The organism is Nostoc sp. CHAB 5836 (assembly GCF_020829445.1).
In the GTDB taxonomy this organism is placed as follows: domain Bacteria; phylum Cyanobacteriota; class Cyanobacteriia; order Cyanobacteriales; family Nostocaceae; genus Nostoc.
On record NZ_JAIVFV010000127.1, the window covers coordinates 1 to 20118 of the forward strand.

Below are 20118 nucleotides of genomic sequence, written 5' to 3' on the forward strand. Positions count from 1 at the left end.
AGGTACATAAGGTGTTGGTGTTGGTATCACTTTTGGTGTATCTCTGGAAGAAACTGACGGTTTTTGTAAAGCTACTGTCGGCGTTGATTTGGCAATTCTGAGCTGTTGTTGGGCGGCTTTCACCCTCAGTCATGTTCGTGAAGTTGTAGGAACTGGACAATTCGGAACAAGTTTATTAGGGTTAAAACGAGGTGCAGAAACACTTGGTTTTAATGCTCGTCCAGTTAAAACTTCACCAGAACTCTTAAATCGGATAAATGAAGCACCTTTGCCAGCGATTATTCACTGGCAAGGGGATCATTGGGTTGTTTTATATGGTAGAAAAGGCAAAAAATGTGTAGTAGCTGATCCGGCTGTAGGTCTGCGTTATCTGTCTGCAAAAGATTTAGCAGAAGGGTGGGCGGATTGGTTAATGCTTTTAGTAGAACCTGATCCGATACGGTTTCATGAGCAAGAAAATGACAAAGTTGGTGGCTTTTGGCGTTTCTTTAAACGCATCTGGACTTTTCGAGCTATTTTGGCTCAAGCTTTACCCCTGAATATTTTGTTGGGGTTGCTATCTTTAGCTTCCCCTTTCTTACTGCAAATTCTGACTGATGATGTGTTAGTTCGAGGTGATACAAAACTACTCACTACAATGGCGATCGCTGTGGTAGTGATGAATCTGATTTCTAGTAGTCTATCTTGGGTACAGTCTAACTTAATTGCTCACTTTGCCCAGCGTCTACAATTAGGTCTGGTTTTAGAATTTGGGCGACAAATTTTACAATTACCCCTATCGTACTATGAGGCTAGGCGCAGTGGAGAAATTGTTAGTCGTCTGCGAGATATTGACCAGATTAACCAATTAGTATCTCAAGTTGTTGTTAGCTTACCCAGTAAAATTTTTATTGCGGTTATTTCTTTTGCTTTAATGGCTTTTTATAGCTGGAAACTCACTGTATTAGCTCTAGCTGTATCTATAGTGATGACTCTATCTACAGTGGTCTTTCAGCCTACTTTGCAACAAAAAACCCGTGAGGTTTTAGTCACAGAAGCCGAAACTCAAGGTGTTTTAGTTGAAACCTTTAAAGGCGCTCTCACTCTTAAAACTACCACAGCGTCACCACAATTTTGGGAGGAATTTCAAAGCAGATTTGGCAAAATTTCTACTTTGACACTCAGCACAATTCAAATTGGCATTATTAACAATACATTCTCTAGTTTTGTTTCTGCAATTGGTAGTATTGCTTTGTTGTGGTTTGGCGGGAATTTGGTAATTAACCCACAAGAGCATCTAAGTATTGGGCAATTACTAGCATTTAATTCGATGAATGCTAATTTTGTCGGTTTAATTAGTACAGTAATCACTTTTGTAGACGAATTTACGCGGGCAAAAACTGCCACTCAACGCCTAACAGAAGTCATAGATGCTACCCCAGAAAATCAAGGTGATGGTAAAAAACAAATTGCCAAAATCTCTGATAATGCTGACATTATTTGTAGTAATATCAATTTTCATTATTCGGGTCGAGTTGAACTACTGGAGGATTTTTCTTTAACCATTCCTGGTGGTAAGGTTATTGCCATTATTGGTAAATCTGGCTGTGGTAAAAGCACATTAGCAAAAATTATCGGTAGTTTATATCCTCTGCAATCTGGTAATATCCGTATCGGACTTTATAATATAGAAGACATTTCTCTTGATTGTCTACGTCAACAGGTAATTTTAGTTCCTCAAGATGCTCACTTTTGGAGTAGATCAATTATCGAAAACTTTCGCTTAGGAGCGCCTCACGTTACATTTGAACAGATTGTTAGAGCTTGCAAAATTGCTGATGCTGATGAATTTATCAGTAAACTTCCTGATAAATATCAAACGATTTTAGGAGAATTTGGCGCAAATCTTTCTGGTGGTCAACGTCAAAGATTAGCAATAGCAAGAGCCATTGTTACAGAACCACCAATTCTGATTTTAGACGAATCTACTGGTGGACTTGACCCAGTAAGTGAAGCAGAAGTCTTGGATAAATTATTTAAACACCGTCAAGGTAAAACCACGATTTTAATTACTCATCGTCCCAGAGTAATTAATCGTGCTGATTGGATAGTTTTACTAGATCAAGGCAAGTTAAAAAATCAAGGCTCTTTAAAGGAGTTGCGCTCTAAATCTGGAGAGCATTTGGAATTTTTAAATCCTTAATTATTAACATTTACTCAGGTAATTATGCTTTACACAGATAGTAAAAAAGTTCTGCCATCGGTGCAAAGTGAAGAGTTTCTTCCTCCTGTAAGTCGTTGGACATCTTTAGCCGGAATTTTTATCGTTGGAAGTCTTGGTGCTGGGATTAGTCTCTGTTCATGGGTAAAGTATAATGTAACGGTGAAAGCAGCAGCAGTAGTGCGTCCTACAGGAGAAACTCGGTTAGTGCAACCGAAAATTGAAGGGACTGTTAAAAAGATTTTGGTGAAAGAAAATCAACTAGTCAAACAGGGAGATACCATCGCTCGCCTAGATGACGAACAACTGCAAATCAAACAGAGTCAATTACAAGACAGCATTCAACAAATCAGGTTACAAATACTTCAAATTGATGCTCAAATTAGGACTTTAGATACTCAAGTTGTCGCAGAAGCAACGGTAGCAGAGCGAACTGTGGCTTCTGCTCAAGCAGATTTAGCACGTAATCAACGGGAATATCAAGAGCGACAAATTACCACCAGCAGCGAATTACTAGCAGCACAAGCCAGTTTGGAAAAATCCCAAGCAGAATTGCAAAAAGCCGAAGCTGATTTAAGTTTTGCTGAGGTAGATCGCGATCGCTATGAGCAGTTGGCGCAGGTTGGCGCAATTGGTAAACGCGAATTTGAGCAGAAAAAGCTAGGTGTTGTGCAGACTAAAGCCATAGTTGAAGCTGAAAAAAAAGCTGTTGATATTGCCAAAGCTAAAGTGCAAGTAGCTTTAGCTGCTGTTAATCCTACCACTGCCACAGTTGCGATCGCTCAAGAAAGAATTGCTCAAGAAACTGCTAGAGGCGAAGCCAGCATCGCCATTTTAAAAAAGGAAAAACAAGCTTTAATTCAGCGACGAGTGGAAATGCAAAACCAACTCGGACAATCTCATAAAGAACTTCTACAAGTAATTAGTCAATTACAAGATACTATTCTCCGAGCAAGTAGTAATGGTATCATTCTCAAGCTCAATTTACGCAACCCCGGCCAAGTGCTGCGTGCTAGCGAAGCAATTGCTGAAATTGCTCCTAATAATTCTCCTCTAGTTATTAAAGCAGTTATCCCCACTCAGGAAATTAAAAATGTCGCAGTTGGTCAAAAAGTGCAATTGCGAATTGATGCTTGTCCTTATCCTGATTATGGCACTCTCAAAGGTGTAGTCACGGCTGTTTCTCCCGATGCAATTACGTCTAAAAATAACAATGCAGAAAGCTCTACATCCAGTTCGACAACCCCTGGAAATAGCTACTTTGAAGCAACTATTCAACCCGAAAGAATTATATTTGGCAATAGCGATCGCCAGTGTCATATCCAATCTGGAATGCAAGCTAACGCTGACATTATTTCAAAAGAAGAGACAGCACTGCAATTTATATTGAGAAAGGCTAGGCTAACTACTGATTTATGAGGATATAAGTATGGGATTATGAAACTTTACGTACAAATTATACTTGTAACTATCTATATCCTGCCATTGGTAATGCTATTGAAGACTTATTATAGCATTCAACAAGCATTACAATGGTGGTCTTATAGACACTCTCTCAAACTATTTCTAGAAGCAAGTAAAATTCACGAAGGCTTATTACAAGAATCCTTCACAATCCGTCGCAGCTTAGAGTTATTGGCACAAGATCACCTAAATTTAACAATCAGCAAAATCCAAGAATACCTCAAACAAGCTGATAATTTTCATCACGCTTTGGTGGAATTGAGCGATCGCTTATTTCCTGTATATATTCAAGATAGCCTACCCTTGGCTATTGAGTGCCTACTAGAACAGTGGTTAACATCAAATTCCCATCTGTGTTTCCATTTCGATATACCAGCCTACTGGCGATACGAGCCAGTTGAGCGGAGTTTGATAGTTTTAAGAGCTTTAGAAGAACTACTAATATTAACTTTGCCGAATGTTTCGGCTCCTATATCAGTTTTTATCAGTTTAAAACAACAGAAAAAGATAGGTCAGCTAGTAGTACAAATTACATATCCTGACCGATCTACAATTATTTTTTATTCTAACTCAATAGAATTAGAGTATCTTTGCCAAAGCTTTCGATTTTTAACTTCGGGGAAATGCTTTTGTCGTAAAGATAATCTGAAAATTACTTATTATTTTTATTGGTAAAATTTATTACTGTAAGTAAATGAGTGGCAAAATTTAGAAGTATATAACACAATACAGTTCAGTTAAGCATTTCTTCCCTCTCTTTCTCTATTCTCTCTGTGCCCTCTGCGCCTCTGCGGTTCGTTAAAGAAAAAGAGTTTTAGCCTTAAGTGAACCGTATTGGTATATAACAAAAAGTTAATTATTTATATTCTAATACAGTTCAGAGGATGTTTTAAAAGTGGTGGGCTGTAATTTTAGGCACTTCTAGATCCCCCCTAACCCCCTTAAAACAGTTATCAGTTATCAGCCCTATGGTACAATACGGTTCAGTTAAGGATAATTGTAGGTTGGGTTTCGTTCCTCAACCCAACCTACACATTTTTATTTTTTGGGCTTAACTGAACTGTATTAATTTATATTCGAGTGAAATTTTACACTTAGTGTTGTAATTTACTCTTTTCCCCACTTCTGTATTTAAGAATAGTTAGTTCCCCGAAAATCTGCTTTTAATGTGTCTCTTAATAAGATTAGATTAAAAACACGTAAAAATTTGGTCATCAATAGTAATATAATTCTAATAGAAAAAATTACGGATCTTCATTACTTAGTATGCTAAATTATTCGGATCAAAAACTTGAAACCCTTTCTAAGCAACCACAGCAGTTGTTATTTTTAGCGTTTTATACTTCTGGGCGAGATTTAGGCTTTTAACCAAGATTTTAATATCAAGTTCTTATGGTGTTTTAGTTAAGCATAATAGGTACTGAAGAACCAAAATTATTTATGGATTTCAAAATAAACGATGAAACTCTTCCGAATCGCCAGCGAGAGATATCGGTTGTCTCATCATCATATTCTTAAGCAATTCTGGCAGTTTGTGGATTGGTTTAGATTCCGACTTAATAGGTGGGTTGTTAATTATGAAACAAGATTTAACTGATAAAGCATTGCTAAAAGTTCTAGTAATTGATGACCACGAAACAGTTTTAGCTGGAACTGTTAATGTGTTGCAAAAGCATTACCGTGATGCTGAATTCATCATTGCGGTAAATGCTAAGAATGCTCTGAATCAAATTACTACCTCACAGCCAGATTTGGTTGTGATGGATCTTTCCATTCCAGATAACTCTGGAATGACGGCCAGACCTGATATAGGGGTTCAGCTTCTAAGAACTCTGATGAAAAACTATCCCAATTTAAATATTGTTGTCCAAAGTGCTAATGTCAGAACGCTGGTAAGGATTAGACCTGATATTGACAGTCATAAAGGAGGCTTTACAGTTGCGGATAAAAGCCTATCGACTCAGGAAATGTTGACCAGGAGTGATTGGGCATTACAGGGCTTAACTCATACAAAAGATATTAAAGGAATACATTCTGTATTAGAGGTAAAACCAGAGTGGCTGAGGGTGTTAGCTTTAGCATTTGAAGAAGGATTACAGGATAAAACAATTGCGGAACGTATGTGTATATGTGAACGCATGGTGCGTCATTATTGGAGTAAGCTGCAAGACGCTTTAAATATTTATCCTGAAGAGGGAAAAAATATCAGAATTCAAACTGAAATGCGAGCTAGAGAAGAAGGATTAATTGATTAATTTCTCTTAAAAATAATCAATTTTTGGATAATCTCTGTTGATATGAGCAATAGTCAAGAGTCTAAAAATAGCTTGATTTTTTAACTATTGGCCAAGATAATTCACAAAGAGTACCTCTAGGAGAAAGGGGTACTCGCCGGAATTTACCTTTTAATTGTCGAGCTAAATTTCTAACCTGTTGTGTTCCCCAACCTTCTCTAGATGAATTGACCCCTAAGCCGTCGTCGATAATGCTTAGAGTGTACCAGCCTTCAGATGAAGAACAAGTAACCTCCAGACGGGTGACTCCTGTAGCGTGTTTGCCCACATTGCATAAAGCTTCTTCCAAAAATAGGCACAAACCCTGCTTTTGTTCAATATTCAAGGAACGTTCATTTAAAGGTTCAAAAGCTCTGATTTTAACTTTGATAGTTTTAAAACAGGGAAACTCTCGGTCTAAGGTAGAGCTATAAACTTGATAGAGAATTTCGTGAAGAGGGTCTTGCAAATTTAGTACTAGACTTTTGCCTAAATAAAGACTAGTTTCTATGTCGATAGGTTCTCGCTGCAAAAATTCATAAATCCCCCGTAACTCGTGGTTCAATTTTTCAAGCTCTTTTTCTAGTTCTAGTAGCAAGTCGTTTATTGGTAAATTCTTGTCTCGAACTAGTTTCAAAACTTTAGCTAGGCTTTGCAGGGGGCCATTATGAATTTTTGCAAATGTCCGTTCAATGATCGCTTGTCTCGCTCTAATTCTAAAACGCAAAGCTTGATCATATTGATAGAAAGCTGCGATTTCCATCCCATTTAAAACCAAAACAATGAGTGCTGGTATCAGAGGAACCCACCAACCCCAAATCAGGAGTAAATAACAAAAGACCAGTAAGCTACTGCTAGCGACAGCAACAACTAATAGACTGCTCAGGGGCGATTTAGTGAGCCTAGCAATGACAATTCCAACCAAACCCCAAGCCAAAATCCATATATATTCCCATTCATCTTGCCAAGTACTTAAGAGTGGTCTAGAGTTAAGCACCGCGCTAATAATTTGACTAACAGCGTGTGCTTGAATTTCTACTCCATAAACTCGCCCTGGTGCAGGTTCAATAGATTCAATCGCTGAAGTAGGGATAAAGTCTTTATGACTGGGGGAAGTGATCCCAATAATGACAATGCGATCGCGTATCCAGTCTGGATTAAATTTATCGCTTTTGAGATCATCCAAAGATAAAGTTCTAAATTGTTCTCGACCACTACGAAAATTGAGTAGTACCTGAACTCCACCTGCATCAGTTTGGACATATCCTCCTGAATTATCGAAAAACCGGGGTATTTCAGTCTTACCAAACCTGATAGCAGCGCGATCGCGAATACCGTTTTCTATACTAATACCATGATCACCTAAATATACTGCTGCCAGACTTAGAGATAAAGATAACTTGTAACCTTTACTGGTTGATGTAGCTAACAAACTACGCCTTAATTTGCCATCGCTATCTATCATTTGATCGGCAAAACCAACCTGTTCCGGTGACAATGCTGGTGGTGGGGCAATTTCATCAGGTAATACTTTTTCAATACCAATTAAATTTTTAAAACTTTGAAAAACTGTCACTAATTCACTATGACCAGGATTAACTGGTAAATCCCGATAAATATCAAGACCAATAGCTCTTGGTTTATAACTCTGCAATTTCAAAAGCAACTGTGCCAAGTCGTGATCTGATAGAGAAAAATCTGTACCAGTGCTAATATCATCTTCATTAATCCCTACAATTACAATTCGTTCATCTCTCGGTTCATCGGGGCGTAGTCGCAGAAAATTGTCAAAAGCTAGCCACTCCAAAGATTGCATTAAACCAGTGAGACGAGTAATCATGACCAGTCCAATCACTGCAATACCTGGTATAGCACCTACACGCCAAATAGTAATTTCTTCTTTAATTCTTTTCCAAAGTTCAGGCTTCATAAACGTCCGCCTTCATCTTTTGCTGTTAATTAGCCCTCAATTATCAATCACTCAATATTCACTCAAAACTTATGTAAATAACATAATACCTACGTATTAATTATTTTCATAAAATCATATATATTCGGAGTATGCAATATCTACTTAGTGGTCTTTATCATATCTTCAATAGCTCATTATTCTTCATGAAATCTTAATTGGTTGGAGAGTTGAGCTTCGTATATTTATCATTCCGCGTAGTTGATATTGTTTTAAATATTATGAAGATAATCAATTTAATTTCACAATAAATACAAAGATTGTTTTTTGTTTTTGAAGATTACTTAACTATTATTTGATAAACATATAGGATTCCTAATTAGAGTTCACTTCAAGAGCTTGAGAAGCAAAATAATGAAAAAACGAACCGCAAATGCGAGTGCGTCTCCCCCTGGGAGAAGAACGCAAAGGAATAAGAGTTTCAGAGAGCAACGCCTGGAAGATTTCAAGACAACCATTCTTTAGCCTCTTGGGAGCGCAACACTACCTGCACAATCCAACGGCAAAAATTCATGACCCACTGCATGAAAGGTTCTCCATCAAAACCACCATCTACCCAGATAGTGGTCAAACGAGATATCTTGTGATGGGACTGTTTGACCCGTTTTAGAACTTGTTTTCCCCCTTCTGGTTCACCAACATTGGCTGCGGTGACTAAAACCGAATGGCACTAATCCCAAAGTATCGACCGTCATAAATCGCTTGCGTCCTTTGATTTTCTTGCCCGCATCGTAGCCCACTCCTTGACTCACCATCGCTGCACTCTTCACGCTTTGGCTGTCGATTATCGCTTCTGATGGACTCGGATGGCGCTCAATTTCGATTCTTGTCCACTCTTGCAAGCTATCGTGGATCTACAACCACGTTCCATATGCAGCGCCAGTTACGGAAATAGGTGTCTGTTGATTTTACCGACAACTATTAGTGTGACGGATAAAATCAACATAAGCCATACAGAATCGATAAGTGAGGGAGCATGACAGAAGAAGACCGCAGCGCCAAAGTTGGAGGGAGTGCTGACAGCAGTGCCATTATTACTGGCGATCGCAATACTGCTACTATCACCATCACCAATTACTATTACCGTGAAAGTACAACAGTATTACCTATTGACTCTACGGATACTGCTGACGAAAGTCTTCCCTGTCCTTATCGCGGTTTGTTTCACTTTGGTCCCGATGATGCGGAGTTTTTCTTTGGACGTGAGGTATTTGTAGAAGAACTGTTTGCTGCCACTCAAACCCGTAATTTTATCCCCGTGTTGGGTGCGTCGGGAAGCGGAAAATCTTCGGTGGTGTTGGCGGGATTAGTGCCGAAGTTACAAAAACAAGGTTATTGGAAGTTTACTCACTTCCGTCCTGGTTCAGAACCATTCCAGGCTCTGGCTGAGTCGCTGGTTCCCCTTTACGAGCCGGATAAAAATGCTACTGACCAAATGCTTCAAGCTCGTAAGTTAGCTGAATACTTTGCCAATGGTTCTGTTCCCCTGCAAGATGTTTTCTCCAAAATTAAACGGAATTATCCCAATCATCGGGTGTTGTTGATTGCCGACCAATTTGAAGAACTTTATACTTTGTGTGCGGATCAGAAAGTTCGCCGTGGTTTCCTTGATACGTTATTAGCTTGCTTTCAATCTTCCCCTGACAATAATACTGTACTGGTTGGAACCATGCGGGCGGATTTCTTGGGGAATCTCCTTTCCTATCGTCCACTTGCAGATGTGTTGCAAAATGCTGACATCAAGCTGGCACCGATGAGCTGTGAGGAACTTTCACAGGTGATTGTCAAGCCTGCTGAGAAGTTGGGGGTAAGATTTCAAGATGGACTGGTGGAACGCATTTTGGATGATGTGGATTCGGAACCGGGGAATTTACCTCTTTTGGAGTTTGCGTTAACTCAGTTGTGGAAGCGGCGAACGGGTAAACAGTTAACTCATGTAGCTTATGAGGAAATTGGTGAGGTAAAAGGAGCCTTGGCTCGTCATGCCGATGAGAATTATAGTAAGTTGAGCGCCACTCAAAAAGAACAGGTGCGGCAAATTTTTATTCAATTAGTGCGTCCAGGGGAAGGAACGGAGGATACGCGACGACTAGCGACGAAAGCTGAATTGGGTGAAGCCAGATGGGAATTGGTGAAACAGTTGGCGGATAATCGATTAGTAGTTACCAGTCAAAATTCTGCTAACCAAGAGACAGTAGAAGTTGTCCATGAAGCGTTGATCCGTAATTGGGGTGAATTTCGGCAATGGATGAATGCAGACCGTAGCTTTCGGGCTTGGCAAGACCGTTTGCGCTCCGCAATGTATCAATGGGAACAGACGCAACGGGATGAAGGGGCATTGTTGCGGGGTGCAGCGTTGGTGGAGGGGGAAGAAAAGCTAAAACAACGGCGAGAGGATATTAGCGGAGGGGAGCAAGAGTTTATTCGAGCTAGTGTGGAAGTGCGCGATAGGCAAAAAAAGCAAGAGAAAGAAGCTAGAAAGCGTCAGATCGTAGTAACTTCGATTACATCGGTATTCTTTGCTGGATTCGCGATTTTTGCTGGATATCAATGGAGACAAGCAGAAATCGGGCAAATTCAGGCTTTGAACCAATCTTCAAAAGCTAATTTCACGGCGAATCGAAATTCTTTTGATGCGCTAATTGATGTATTAAAAGCAGGGAAGCGTTTACAACAATTGCCTGGGGGCATCACCGACCAACAAGTCCAGGCTAATGTTCTGACAAATTTGGCACAGTCCGTAAACTGGGTGAGGGAGCAAAACCGCTTGCAAGGACATACAAACTTTGTTCAGAGTGTTAGCTTCAGCCCAGATGGTAAATTGCTTGCTACAGCCAGCTATGATAACACCGCAAAACTGTGGCGACGGGATGGAAGCCTATTCAAAATTTTGGAAGGACATACACAACCGGTCATGAGTGTCCGTTTTAGTCCTGATGGAAAAACTATTGCTTCTGGCAGTCAGGATGGAACAGTCAGGCTTTGGGACAACAACGGTAATTTTATCCGATTTATTCCTGCTCACCAAAATTGGGTTATGAGCGTAAGTTTTAGCCGGGATGGAAAGACGATAGCTACTGGCGGTAAGGATGGAACCGTAAAACTGTGGCGGTTGGACGGTCAGTTCCTCTCTACTCTTAAGGGACATCAGGGCTTGATAAGGCAAGTGAGTTTTAGTCCTAAAGGCGATCGCATGATCACGGTTAGTGATGACAAAACGGTAAAGCTCTGGAGCCAAGATGGCAAGAAGCTACTAATCACTCTTGACAAACACTCTGGCGCTGTTGTGAGTGCAGATTTCAGCCCTGACGGTAGCTTTTTTGCCACTGGTAGTATAGATGGAACAGTGAATCTTTGGAATCAAAAGGGTGAGTTTGTAAGGACTTTTAAGCATCCTGGAAAGGTATGGAGCGTTAGTGTGAGTATAGATGCACAAACAATTGCTTCTGGTAGTACGGATGGAACCGTAAAACTCTGGGCGCGAGATGGCAGATTACTGGATATTTGGGCAGGTCATGAAGGAGCAATTCCCAGTGTAGCTTTTAGTCCAGATGGAAAGATGCTTGCGACTGCTGGTAACGATACTATTACGAAGCTTTGGCAGGTAAATCGAAGTGGACTTACTGTTTTGGCTCGACATCAGGACAATGTGCTTGGCGCAAAGTTCAGCCAGGATGATAAACGAATTGCAAGTGCAAGTTCTGATGGAACGATAAGAATCTGGAGTCGAGACGGTAAGTTACTTTCTACCCTGACAGAGCATAAAGGTAAGGTTAATGCTGTTAGTTTTAGTCCAGATGGAAAAACTATTGTTAGTGGCGGTGATGACAACACAATAAGGCTTTGGAGTGCAGACGGACAAGCTCTGAGAACACTGGGAGAGCATAAAGATAGGGTCATGTCCGTTAGCTTCAGTCCTGACGGACATACAATTGCCTCTGCTAGCGCTGATGGAACCGCGAAACTTTGGAGTTTAGATGGTCGAAAACCTATAACTTTAGAAAAAGGCAGTGCTAGGGTGTTGAGTGTGGCTTTCAGTTCTGACGGACATACAATTGCCACTGCGGGCGATGACAAAACCGTAAAATTGTGGAGTTATGAAGGTAAAGAACTCAGAAGATGGGAAGCACACATAAGTCAAATTCAGTCTGTTGGTTTCAGTGCCGATGGACAAACGATCATCACTGCTGGTGTTGACAATTCAATAAAACTTTGGCAACGGGATGGAACGTTAATTACGACTCTAAGGGGACACGCAACTTCGATCCTTGATGCCGGCTTTAGCCCCAATGGAAAAATGATCGCCTCCGCTAGTAATGATGGGAAGATCGATCTTTGGCAAAGGGACGGAACATTAATCACAACTCTGAGTGGACATACAGGTTCCGTGCATACTGTGAGTTTCAGTAGCGATAGCAAATGGTTGGTTTCTGCTGGTGAAGATGGGCTTGTTTTGTTATGGGATGTGTCAGATATTAGTTTGAAGGGGTTGCTGGAAAAAGGATGCAGCCAGGTCAGGGATTATTTGAAGACTCAAGCGAATAGTTTAAAAAAGTTATGTAATTGATGTAAGTTTTGTAACTTAAATGTATGTTTGCTCGATGTAGAACAAAAATAAGGGCATTACTGAATTAAGGATTGATTCTTGTGGGGTAGGATACCTACTCAAAAATACACGGGATGGGCAAGATACTATTGTTGTCAACTCAAGGTTTCAACCCATTTGTCAACGAGAGGTTTTGCCACAAACTAAGTATAAAGACGAACTTGGTTCATGGTCTTATACGGAATTTTAGAGCGACACTGATGACAAAGTTGTCAGATTATTAAGGGATAACGCAGGTATTCAGTTGTACCCAGAACTGCTTGAGAAGTCGCTTAAGATGTCCAAATCAAATATCATTAATTCGCCATCCAGTGCCAGTCAAACCTTCCATGCTATGCGCTAGCCCAACATTTCTATCTCCTGTTCTACCATCCAAGAATTTAGGACCATCTAGATCTCCCGTACACCTGAATGTTACATCGGTCGTATCACCATTAGAAGAAAGCTTATTTATTGTCCATCTAGTGCCAGTCAAGCCTTCTGCGCTATGCACTAGTGCAACAGTTCCATCTCTTGTTCTACCATCCAAGAATCTAGGACCATCTACATCTCCCAAACACTTCAATGTTACATCGGTCGTATCACCATTAGAAGGGAACTCATCCATTTCCCATCTAGTGCCAGAAAATCCCTTTATACTAGGCGCTAGTCCAACATTTGCATCTCTTGTTCTACCATTCAAGAATATGGAACCATTTACATCTCCTAACCAAGATATCGAGACGACCTTAGGAAATCTAATGTATTTATGACCTCTATTTCTTTGGGAAGCAGCAGCCCGCCCCTCTGAAAATGCCTTATCTACAACGATTGAATTGACAGGTTTGCCACACAATTCTTGGTAAAAGGCAGTGGAAAATTCAACTGCGGATGTACTATCAATATCATCATTTATTCCAATCACCCATTTAACGTTTTTAGCGTTTTTAGCAATGAGATTGGCAGCTTCTTTTGAGTAGCAAAAATTGAGAAGCACACAGTCCACATCTCCAGCATTTTTGATATATTCTGCTAGAGTCTGAGGTCTCAATTCTTCACCGCTTTTTGTGTCTTTCTCGATAATCTTGATTTTGCCTTCTCCTGTGCCGTGTCCGGAAATATGGATAATTTGAGGCGAAATTCCTGCACGCTGAATTACACGATCAACTTCGCCAGTGGAATCAACAGTTCGGTTATCTACAAAAAAATTACTGTCTTCTACATCCATAATATATTGAATTTTCTTCACCTCATCGTCTATGCTGATAGCAGAGGAGTGTGTTCCTATATATAGAATTTTTTTAATTGTTGATGGAAGTTGATTCATATGCTCAATTTACTCCTGTCTATGTATCTAAAAATTAGAAATTAACTATATTTTCAATTTTTTTTAGTGTCTGTGTTTTGATTGCCCCCGCTTGGAGGCTGACCACGGCCGGTTAGTTCCCCTCTAAATGTATCAACATAGATGTACTTACCACGCCATTCTGATTTATCTAATTTTTCAATAGCATCCTTTTCATCTTCATCATTATCTAGCTGCACATAAGCAATACTCTCATCATTTTCGATATCTATACCAATTATTTGAATTTTTCCATAGTCCGAAAAAAGTTTTTCTAGATCGGATTTAGTAGTCGAAACTGGTAAATTGCTGACCTTGAGCATTTTGAATACCCCTGATTAATTAAAATTGGTAACCGTTCACGGAGGCGCATAAACACTTAAAGCTTGTGTAAAAAAAGCTTAGGAGTTTAGTACAAACGTAATTTTACCATTAAGTGTCTAAAAGCTCATCGGCTATAATGTCCATTGTTTCGTAAGTGCGATCGCTCCTACGAAACGCCCCAGGCATCGCCTTTCTCAATTATTCCAGACATTGCACTTATTGCCAAACCCCCTATTATAACATAAAAATAATTATGCAAGAGGTCTAATTTACTTAAGTAATAAATGTATATTTTCTTGTTTTTTACTGATACACAGAAAGATTGTAGATACCGTGTACTAAGATGTATATTTTATAAAATTTCGGAAAATATTATATATTCAATCTGTATTAAAAAACCATGTCAAAATAACACCATGAAAAAAATCCTCATCCTCTCCGCCAACCCCAAAAACACAGCAAATCTGCGCCTAGATGAAGAAGTGCGGGAAATCAAAAACACACTTGCGATATCTCCCCATCGAGACGAATTTGAAATCATCACTGAATCTGCGGTACGAGTGGATGATTTAACCCGCTTCCTGTCTCACTATCAACCAACAATTGTTCACTTTTCGGGACATGGTTCTGGTACTGATGGATTAGCCTTGGAAGATAATTCTGGAAACATGCAACTTGTCAGTACCCAAGCCCTGGCAAAACTATTTGATTTGTTCCAGGAACAGGTTGAATGTGTTTTACTCAACGCTTGCTACAGCCAGGAACAAGCCACAGCAATTCATCAACATATTGATTGCGTGGTGGGGATGAATCAGGCAATTGGCGATATGGCAGCAATTAAGTTTAGCATCGGATTTTATACAGGTTTGGGGGCTGGCAGGAATTATGAAGATTGTTTTCAAATTGGTTGTACCTCTATTGACTTGCAGGGAATTCCAGAATACGCAACCCCTACGAAGAAAATTAGGCGACGGCGTTATCAGACCGAAAAACCAACAAATTCAGTCAAATTTAATCATTCTAATAGTATGAATAATGACAACAAAGGCGGGCAAAACCGTTCAGTTTCCATTGGGGGTAGTGTCACTGGTAGCGCGATTCAAACAGGAGAGAGCAACACTGCAAACATCAATTTTCAACAAGTCAGTTTACCCGCACCTGCAACTGTCAACATAGAAGCAGAAATCAACGCCCTACGTGAAATACTGGCGAAATTAGAAACTCCAGACCGTCGTAAAATTGATAATGCCTTTGAAGATGCCCAGGAGGAGCTAAATAAGCCACAACCAGATAAAGATGAGGTGGGTGATGCATTAAACCGAGCCTTGAAATATGCCAACAAAGCCGAAGGGTTTGCATCTGCGATCGCAAAACTTCAGCCACATCTAACTAAAATTACTGCATGGCTAGGTGCTAATTGGCACAATTTGTTAAGTTTGGTGAATTTAACAATTTAACTTTTGACTTCCGCGTAGCGGCTTGGAGAGCGATTTTTTTCGGGGGAGACGGCACAGGCACAGGGAATACGCTAAGATGACCCAATGTCAAATGCTCTCTATACCAAGTCAATTGCTCTTATTCCTTTCATGACTTGCTTTTTGCTTCCGCGATCGCCATCGAACTCACGTTAAGTAAAGTCCAATAAATTTGAAGCCGTTTTGTTGAAGCTGCGGCTAACAATTCGGGAATAAAGTTATGTAAATGATGGCGCGTACCTTGTCTCGACTTGCGCAACAGAGGAGTACCATAAGTAGTGCCTGCCGACCACATCAAAAGACTGTACATCTCATTCCACGGTCTGGAGCAAGGCACAGCGATAGCATACCCGCCCACCCTTTGTGATCGCAAAGGATACTGAACAAAAGCGGCGATTGCGATCGCTTCCATGACACTGCATCAAGGACGATCTCCTAACCCATAACACTGTTTAATAGCTTTAAAAGCTGTAGTCCTTATGGAGCATAGCTTAGAGCTTTTCTTAGTGCCATTCAGTTTTAGCCTTAACTGAACGGGTGTAATGCTCCAAAGTGAGGTGCTTAAAATTTAGATGCTAAATCACCTATTTAGGGGTGCGATCGCAGCCAAATAACTGTTTTTATTGAGAATCTAGCTCTCTAACTGAGAATTAAAGTTAGTAAACTCAGCAAGGCTGTCACCAGCCCTACTGGTCTTCAAAACCGTGCATGATACTTTCGCATCACACGGCTCCTTAATAATTTGACGCAAGTCATGCATACCTACTACCGGGAAGTGGCAGTTTTCACATCATGGCAATGTCTGTGAAGTAGTTGCAGATTTTTGTAATCATTCTTTCCACCTTTCGATTTAGGAATAATGTGGTCAACTTCCATCACATCATCTTCTCTAAAATGCAGTCCACAGTGGGTACATTTCCCTTTTTGTTCCTTAAGAAGTGTTGTTACTCTCAATGGTAGTAAGGGATTCTTACCTTTCCTTTCACTCCAATAAACTAAGTTTCCATCAAAAGGGGAAAGGATTTCACTCCTATGTCTATTGTTCGCTGGCAAAATTATTTGGTACTTGACAAATGTTTTAGTCTCCATCGCTTGCTTTCCAGGCGTTCGGCTTTGCCGTCCCGGAGGGAATCGCTTTGCTAGGTTGAGGATCGGGTAGCTTGAGAGTAATCAATGCTGCTGCTAGTACAAAGAACATGGATGTCCACAGACAGCCCACTAACCCGAAAAACTGATATATCAAACCTGATAAAACAGTGCCAGCTAATCGACCACCTGAGTTTGCCATGTAATAAAAACCAACGTTCAGCGCTACCTTGTCATCATCAGTAAAAGCCAACACTAAATAAGAGTGAACTGCTGAGTTGAAGGCAAACACTACACCAAAAATCAGCAGTCCGCCGACGATCGCAATATTTGCAGGTATACCTAGTTGGATCGCCAGAGCGATCGCGGCTGGAACTGCTGTTAAAGTAAATGTCCAGAATTGGATGGTCTTTGATTGTGGCGGACGACCAGAACCAAATCGCTGAATCAATGTTGGTGCTAAGAACTGAACAAGACCGTAGCCAATCACCCAACAAGCTAAGAATCCACCAACCTGATAGAACGACCAACCCAAAATCTCACGCAAAAATACTGGTAATCCTACAACAAACCACACATCCCTAGAGCCAAACAGAAAAAATCTAGCAGCCGAGAGAATATTAATCTCTTCACTCTTAGAAAACAGTTGACTAAACTTGACTTTCTTCTTGATTTTGCCCATCCCCTTGGGCAGCATTAACCCAGAAAACATAATCAGCGAAAGTCCCCCTGCCATAATCCACAGGGAATTGATGAAGCCAACCGCAGCCAATAGAGCGCTACCGATAAAGAAGCCAACTCCTTTGAGAGCATTCTTGGAACCCGTCAGCACCGCCACCCATTTAAACAAAGATGATTGGGCATCTTGAGGTACCACCAACCGAATGGCACTTTTAGAACTCATTTTGGTCAAGTCTTTGGCAATCCCAGAAAATGCCTGTGCCACCATCACATAAACAACTGCAATCCACTGTACCCAATGTGGATTGAGAAAGGACAGCATGGCTAGAGAAAAAATCTGTAATCCGATGCCGCTATAAAGTGTTACCTTCAATCCAAACTGAGAACCAATCCAACCACCTAAAAAGTTTGTGACGACTCCGAAGACTTCGTAGAACAGGAATAGAAAGGCAATTTGTATTGGTGTATAACCAATTTGGTTGAAATATAGCAACACCAGCATTCGCAAGGCACCATCGGTGAGGGTGAAACCCCAGTAGGCGAGGGTGACTAAGATGTAGTTCTTGAAATTGGCACTATTCGCTGTAGTAGAAGCCATGAGGGAAATGAGGGGGATGAGGGGGATGAGGGGGATGAGGGGGATGAGGAAGCAGGGGAAGAATAACTATTGAGTATTGACTATGGCCAATGGTGAATCAGTTTGAATTGTTCAAATTCAAAGCTACTTTACGGGCGAGTTCAACCATCCGGTTGGCGTAGCCCCATTCGTTGTCATACCAAGCAAGTATTTTCACTTGGGTCTCGTCTACAACCATTGTGGAGAGGGCATCAATGATGGATGACCGAGGATCGTCTTTGTAGTCGATAGATACTAAAGGACGCTCTTCATAGCCCAAAATACCTTTGAGCGGTGCTTGCTCGGAAGCTGTTTTTAGTAAGCTGTTAATCTCTTCTACGGTTGTGGGTCGCACAACTTCAAATACACAGTCTGTTAAAGAAGCATTGAGCAGTGGTACTCGTACTGCTAAACCGTTCAGTTTGCCGTTGAGTTCGGGATAAATCAACCCGATCGCAGTTGCCGATCCAGTGGTGGTAGGAATCAGAGATAGACTCGTAGCTCTTGCCCGACGCAGATCCTTATGAGGGGCATCTACGATGGTCTGAGTATTGGTGTTGTCATGAATTGTGGTAATAATTCCATGTTTAATGCCTAAACCTTCATGGATCACCTTCACTACTGGAGCCAAACAGTTAGTTGTACAAGAGGCAGCAGTTAGCAGATGATGCTTTTCTGGCTGATAAAGTTGATCGTTAACTCCCATAACGATATTCAGGGCTTCTTCCTTGACTGGAGCAGCGACAATTACTTTCCGTACCCCTCGCTTGAAATAAGGGTCAAGGGTAGCCGGAGTTCTAAATTTGCCGGAGCATTCCAGCACGATATCAACGCCCAACTCTTCCCAAGGCACTTCTCCAGGTTGGGAATGTTCGCTAAAACTCAGAGGTGTACCATCAATGAAAATGCGATCGCCTCTGGCGTTGGCAAAGCCATCGCCCTGTGCTTCTACTTCTGGAGTCCAACGCCCGTGGACAGAATCAAATTTGAGCAAATGAGCGGCTGTTACTGCCCCACCTTTGATTTCGTTAATATGAACAAATTCTAATTCTGGCCAACCCCATGCAGCACGTAGAGCAAGCCGTCCAATCCTACCGAATCCATTGATCCCAACCCGAATTCTCATCAATTTTTCTACCGTTAATTAACAAAATGTGTTAAAACTACTTTTGAATTCTAAGCACTAAAGTGCTTACTACAAACCTTCAAAACTATCTTGGCAAAGTAATAGTTACACAATCTTTGATTCTAAAGATTGCGATCATTTTGAGACACCAAAACAACGCGGATCTTGCAATGTTGCTTTTTCCGGTTCCCGTGTAAACCAAGCTGCTGTGCGTTTACAAAACTCAACCAGCATCAACATCACTGGCACTTCAATTAAAATCCCTACCACTGTTAAGTAAGTCGGCAAGAATAAACTAAACTTATTACGAAACGTAAACACACCTTAAACCCTTATAAATGACAAATGACAAATGACAAATGACGAAGGACAATCGCTAAAACTTAGCTTCTTTCCGTAACAACTCACCAATTGTCAAGTTCATCTCTGCTTTTCCTCCAAATACTGTTCCCACTTTGCCTTGATACAAGTGAACGTAATTGAGGTGTTTGCTGTCATCTGGTAAAGGTATATAGCCTACAGCACTTGCTGTTGTTGGTGCTTTATCAATGTAAAATTCGACAAACTTGTTTACTAATGTTTTGTTTTGGTTATCCCGAAAATTAACATAGATAAACAAAGGTCGAGCAAGGGGCTGATACTGAACTTTCTCTACGGTTTGACGTGATGGCAGTACTGCACCTTTGCCGCTATCAATTGCCAGGGCTTTTAACTTATCTTGGTGTTTTTCGTAATAGGCAAAGCCAAAGTAACCTAAAGCATTTGGATCTTTGCTGATGCCATCCACCAATACTTCATCATCTTCACTCGCTGTATAATCATTACGGCTGGCTCTAGCTTTACCTACAGTCACCTGTATACAGTAGTTTGTACGTACGCTGCTTGGTGGTGTAGGTAAGTAAAATTGCCACTGCCCCTGGTAGATGCCCTGCGGGAAATAATTCTGCCACCAGACCATCTTGGAATTCCACAGG

12 protein-coding genes and 4 pseudogenes are annotated in these 20118 nt (G+C 40.8%); 6 read left to right on the top strand and 10 right to left on the bottom strand.

The annotated features are described in order from the left end of the window. Window positions 1-88 precede the first annotated feature (88 nt). The 4 genes from LC605_RS22300 to LC605_RS22315 all read left to right on the top strand — a co-directional run bounded on the left by LC605_RS22300 (window position 89) and on the right by LC605_RS22315 (window position 5919). Complete coding sequence (locus LC605_RS22300) at window positions 89-2182, top strand: peptidase domain-containing ABC transporter (RefSeq protein WP_229549708.1); 2094 nt, start codon at window positions 89-91, stop codon at window positions 2180-2182. Window positions 2183-2206: 24 nt separating this feature from the next. Continuing rightward, on the top strand, window positions 2207-3619 hold the full coding sequence (locus LC605_RS22305; RefSeq protein ID WP_229549709.1) for an HlyD family efflux transporter periplasmic adaptor subunit: 1413 nt from the start codon (window positions 2207-2209) through the stop codon (window positions 3617-3619). Window positions 3620-3637: 18 nt separating this feature from the next. Beyond that, complete coding sequence (locus LC605_RS22310) at window positions 3638-4339, top strand: hypothetical protein (protein WP_229549710.1); 702 nt, start codon at window positions 3638-3640, stop codon at window positions 4337-4339. Window positions 4340-5241: 902 nt separating this feature from the next. Continuing rightward, complete coding sequence (locus LC605_RS22315) at window positions 5242-5919, top strand: response regulator (protein WP_229549711.1); 678 nt, start codon at window positions 5242-5244, stop codon at window positions 5917-5919. Window positions 5920-5980: 61 nt separating this feature from the next. Here the strand turns inward: LC605_RS22315 and LC605_RS22320 are convergent, their stop codons facing one another. The 3 genes and pseudogenes from LC605_RS22320 to LC605_RS34205 all read right to left on the bottom strand — a co-directional run. Further along, the gene (locus LC605_RS22320) at window positions 5981-7867 is read right to left on the bottom strand and encodes a CHASE2 domain-containing protein (protein WP_229549712.1); all 1887 of its coding nucleotides are present in this window, start codon (window positions 7865-7867) and stop codon (window positions 5981-5983) included. Window positions 7868-8351: 484 nt separating this feature from the next. Beyond that, window positions 8352-8513: pseudogene (locus LC605_RS22325) on the bottom strand (IS5/IS1182 family transposase); the annotation flags it as partial. 67 nt (window positions 8514-8580) lie between these two features. Next, window positions 8581-8709 (bottom strand): annotated as a pseudogene (locus tag LC605_RS34205) (IS5/IS1182 family transposase); the annotation flags it as partial. A gap of 173 nt (window positions 8710-8882) precedes the next feature. On the opposite strand from LC605_RS34205, the gene LC605_RS22335 reads away from it, so the two are divergent. Beyond that, window positions 8883-12473 carry a WD40 repeat domain-containing protein gene (locus LC605_RS22335; protein WP_229549714.1) on the top strand — a complete coding sequence of 1197 codons (3591 nt, stop codon included), beginning with the start codon at window positions 8883-8885 and terminating at the stop codon, window positions 12471-12473. A gap of 325 nt (window positions 12474-12798) precedes the next feature. Here the strand turns inward: LC605_RS22335 and LC605_RS22340 are convergent, their stop codons facing one another. Both LC605_RS22340 and LC605_RS22345 read right to left on the bottom strand, forming a co-directional pair. Beyond that, entirely contained in the window at window positions 12799-13818 is a 1020-nt protein-coding gene (locus tag LC605_RS22340; RefSeq protein WP_229549715.1) for a hypothetical protein, read from the bottom strand. Window positions 13819-13871: 53 nt separating this feature from the next. Continuing rightward, window positions 13872-14159: an RNA-binding protein gene (locus LC605_RS22345; RefSeq protein ID WP_229549716.1), complete on the bottom strand. Its 288-nt coding sequence runs from the start codon at window positions 14157-14159 to the stop codon at window positions 13872-13874. Between the two features lie 417 nt (window positions 14160-14576). Here LC605_RS22345 and LC605_RS22350 point away from each other — a divergent pair, with 417 nt between their 5' ends. Further along, window positions 14577-15617 (top strand): CHAT domain-containing protein, encoded by a 1041-nt coding sequence (locus LC605_RS22350; RefSeq protein WP_229549717.1) that lies wholly within the window; start codon window positions 14577-14579, stop codon window positions 15615-15617. Window positions 15618-16400: 783 nt separating this feature from the next. Here the strand turns inward: LC605_RS22350 and LC605_RS22355 are convergent. The 5 genes and pseudogenes from LC605_RS22355 to LC605_RS22375 all read right to left on the bottom strand — a co-directional run. Then, window positions 16401-16724: an HNH endonuclease gene (locus tag LC605_RS22355; protein ID WP_229549718.1), complete on the bottom strand. Its 324-nt coding sequence runs from the start codon at window positions 16722-16724 to the stop codon at window positions 16401-16403. Continuing rightward, entirely contained in the window at window positions 16714-18000 is a 1287-nt protein-coding gene (arsJ, locus tag LC605_RS22360) for an organoarsenical effux MFS transporter ArsJ (protein ID WP_229549719.1), read from the bottom strand. Before arsJ ends, LC605_RS22355 begins: the two co-directional genes overlap by 11 nt. Before the next feature lie 97 nt (window positions 18001-18097). Then, on the bottom strand, window positions 18098-19144 hold the full coding sequence (locus LC605_RS22365) for an ArsJ-associated glyceraldehyde-3-phosphate dehydrogenase (RefSeq protein WP_229549720.1): 1047 nt from the start codon (window positions 19142-19144) through the stop codon (window positions 18098-18100). A gap of 135 nt (window positions 19145-19279) precedes the next feature. Then, window positions 19280-19417 (bottom strand): annotated as a pseudogene (locus LC605_RS22370) (arsenical-resistance protein); the annotation flags it as partial. Between the two features lie 103 nt (window positions 19418-19520). After that, a pseudogene (locus tag LC605_RS22375) lies at window positions 19521-20118 on the bottom strand (ABC transporter substrate-binding protein); the annotation flags it as partial.

Bases quoted from the DNA above. Each gene is read 5' to 3' on its own strand.
- LC605_RS22305 (WP_229549709.1), top strand. From the start codon at position 2,207: ATGCTTTACACAGATAGTAAAAAAGTTCTGCCATCGGTGCAAAGTGAA.
- LC605_RS22310 (WP_229549710.1), top strand. From the start codon at position 3,638: ATGAAACTTTACGTACAAATTATACTTGTAACTATCTATATCCTGCCA.
- LC605_RS22315 (WP_229549711.1), top strand. From the start codon at position 5,242: ATGAAACAAGATTTAACTGATAAAGCATTGCTAAAAGTTCTAGTAATT.
- LC605_RS22320 (WP_229549712.1), bottom strand. From the start codon at position 7,867: ATGAAGCCTGAACTTTGGAAAAGAATTAAAGAAGAAATTACTATTTGG.
- LC605_RS22335 (WP_229549714.1), top strand. From the start codon at position 8,883: ATGACAGAAGAAGACCGCAGCGCCAAAGTTGGAGGGAGTGCTGACAGC.
- LC605_RS22340 (WP_229549715.1), bottom strand. From the start codon at position 13,818: ATGAATCAACTTCCATCAACAATTAAAAAAATTCTATATATAGGAACA.
- LC605_RS22345 (WP_229549716.1), bottom strand. From the start codon at position 14,159: ATGCTCAAGGTCAGCAATTTACCAGTTTCGACTACTAAATCCGATCTA.
- LC605_RS22350 (WP_229549717.1), top strand. From the start codon at position 14,577: ATGAAAAAAATCCTCATCCTCTCCGCCAACCCCAAAAACACAGCAAAT.
- LC605_RS22355 (WP_229549718.1), bottom strand. From the start codon at position 16,724: ATGGAGACTAAAACATTTGTCAAGTACCAAATAATTTTGCCAGCGAAC.
- arsJ (WP_229549719.1), bottom strand. From the start codon at position 18,000: ATGGCTTCTACTACAGCGAATAGTGCCAATTTCAAGAACTACATCTTA.
- LC605_RS22365 (WP_229549720.1), bottom strand. From the start codon at position 19,144: ATGAGAATTCGGGTTGGGATCAATGGATTCGGTAGGATTGGACGGCTT.